Annotated in this window: 2 rRNA genes; both read right to left on the bottom strand. The window is 55.0% G+C overall.

The window, feature by feature from the left end:
• Positions 1 to 2135, bottom strand: a 23S ribosomal RNA gene (locus ABT116_RS41970); the annotation flags it as partial.
• 328 nt (positions 2136 to 2463) lie between these two features.
• A 16S ribosomal RNA gene (locus ABT116_RS41965) occupies positions 2464 to 2776 on the bottom strand; the annotation flags it as partial.

Here is a 2776-nt window from a genome sequence, read left to right as displayed (position 1 = left end):
TACTGGGGCTTAAATTCTCAGCTTCGCTCCCGAAGGAACTAACCGGTCCTCTTAACCTTCCAGCACCGGGCAGGCGTCAGTCCGTATACATCGTCTTACGACTTCGCACGGACCTGTGTTTTTAGTAAACAGTCGCTTCTCACTGGTCTCTGCGGCCCCACCCAGCTCAGACAGTACATGTCGTCACCAGACAGGGCCCCCCTTCTCCCGAAGTTACGGGGGCATTTTGCCGAGTTCCTTAACCATAGTTATCTCGATCGCCTTAGTATTCTCTACCTGACCACCTGTGTCGGTTTGGGGTACGGGCCGTGTGAAAGCTCGCTAGAGGCTTTTCTCGGCAGCATAGGATCACTGAATTCGCCTCAATCGGCTACGCATCACGTCTCAGGCTATGTGTGACCCGGATTTGCCTAGGTCACGCCCTACACGCTTACACCAGTATTACCACTGACTGGCTCAGCTACCTTCCTGCGTCACCCCATCGCTTGGCTACTACCAGATCAGGTCCCATGCATCCACCAACTCGAGACCCGAAGGTCTTCTCGTGGCTTCAGGATGGTTAGTATCACTGATTCACCATGGGCGCGTTCACACGGGTACGGGAATATCAACCCGTTGTCCATCGGCTACGCCTGTCGGCCTCGTCTTAGGTCCCGACTCACCCTGGGCGGATTAACCTGGCCCAGGAACCCTTGGTCATTCGGCGGACGAGTTTCTCACTCGTCTTTCGCTACTCATGCCTGCATTCTCACTCGTGTGGCCTCCACGGCTAGGTCACCCTGCCGCTTCCATGGCCACACGACGCTCCCCTACCCATCCACACACCTGCCAGAAAATCCTTGGATCAACTGGGGGCTATTGCGTGAATGCCGCAGCTTCGGTGGTGTACTTGAGCCCCGCTACATTGTCGGCGCAGGATCACTTGACCAGTGAGCTATTACGCACTCTTTCAAGGGTGGCTGCTTCTAAGCCAACCTCCTGGTTGTCTTCGCGACCCCACATCCTTTTCCACTTAGTACACGCTTAGGGACCTTAGCTGGCGATCTGGGCTGTTTCCCTCTCGACTACGAACCTTATCGCCCGCAGTCTCACTGCCGCGCTCTCACTCACCGGCATTCGGAGTTTGGCTGATTTCGGTAAGCTTGTGGGCCCCCTAGACCATCCAGTAGCTCTACCTCCGGTGAGAAACACGCGACGCTGCACCTAAATGCATTTCGGGGAGAACCAGCTATCACGGAGTTTGATTGGCCTTTCACCCCTACCCACAACTCATCCCCTCAGTTTTCAACCTAAGTGGGTTCGGTCCTCCACGACGTCTTACCGTCGCTTCAACCTGGCCATGGGTAGATCACTCCGCTTCGGGTCTAGAGCATGCCACTACGATCGCCCTATTCGGACTCGCTTTCGCTACGGCTACCCCACACGGGTTAACCTCGCGACATGCCACTAACTCGCAGGCTCATTCTTCAAAAGGCACGCCATCACCCCCAGCAGTAAACTGCTCGAAGGCTCTGACGGATTGTAAGCGCACGGTTTCAGGTACTATTTCACTCCCCTCCCGGGGTACTTTTCACCTTTCCCTCACGGTACTAGTCCGCTATCGGTCACCAGGGAGTATTCAGGCTTATCGGGTGGTCCCGACAGATTCACACCAGATTTCACGGGCCCGGTGCTACTTGGGTTTCCATTACAACAGTCACAAAGTTTTCGTGTACGGGATTCTCACCCTCTACGACAGGCCGTTCCAGACCACTTCCACTAACCCTGTGATTTCTTACTGTTGGCCAACACGGCAGTATTGACAAAATGAACCCCACAACCCCACGAATGCAACACCTGCCGGCTATCACACACCCATGGTTTAGCCTCTTCCGCTTTCGCTCGCCACTACTCACGGAATCACGGTTGTTTTCTCTTCCTGTGGGTACTGAGATGTTTCACTTCCCCACGTTCCCTCCACACGCCCTATATATTCAGGCGCGGGTAACACGACATCACTCGTGCTGGGTTTCCCCATTCGGACATCCTCGGATCACAGCTCGGTTGACAGCTCCCCGAGGCTTATCGCAGCCTCCTACGTCCTTCATCGGCTCCTGGTGCCAAGGCATCCACCGTACGCTCTTCATTACTTACAACAAAGATGCTCGCGTCCACTGTGCAGTTCTCAAACAACACACAACACTCAGGCTCCAAGCAGACACCAACAAGAAAAAATTCTTGCGGTATGACCGCGCCTGAACATTGTCGTTACTTCCTAGAGAGGAAACACTCGCGTGTTCTCTCAGGACCCAACAGTATGCCGATATAATTTGTTCTCCCACCAGCACTGAGGCCGGCAGTAACGAAAACGAATGCTTGTCAGCGTCCACCCATGAGCAACCACCGTTCCACATACGGGAACGAAATGGCCTCTGCTTTCCTCAACCACACCTGTGTGCAGCGAGCGAAAGAGATGCTCCTTAGAAAGGAGGTGATCCAGCCGCACCTTCCGGTACGGCTACCTTGTTACGACTTCGTCCCAATCGCCGATCCCACCTTCGACGGCTCCCTCCCACAAGGGGTTAAGCCACCGGCTTCGGGTGTTACCGACTTTCATGACGTGACGGGCGGTGTGTACAAGGCCCGGGAACGTATTCACCGCAGCGTTGCTGATCTGCGATTACTAGCGACTCCGACTTCACGGGGTCGAGTTGCAGACCCCGATCCGAACTGAGACCAGCTTTAAGGGATTCGCTCCACCTCACGGTCTCGCAGCCCTCTGTACTGGCCATTGTAG

This window comes from Streptomyces sp. NPDC002130, from assembly GCF_040296465.1.
Lineage (GTDB): Bacteria > Actinomycetota > Actinomycetes > Streptomycetales > Streptomycetaceae > Streptomyces.
Note: the sequence above shows the minus strand (reverse complement) of the source record. Positions and strands in the feature narration are given on the sequence as shown.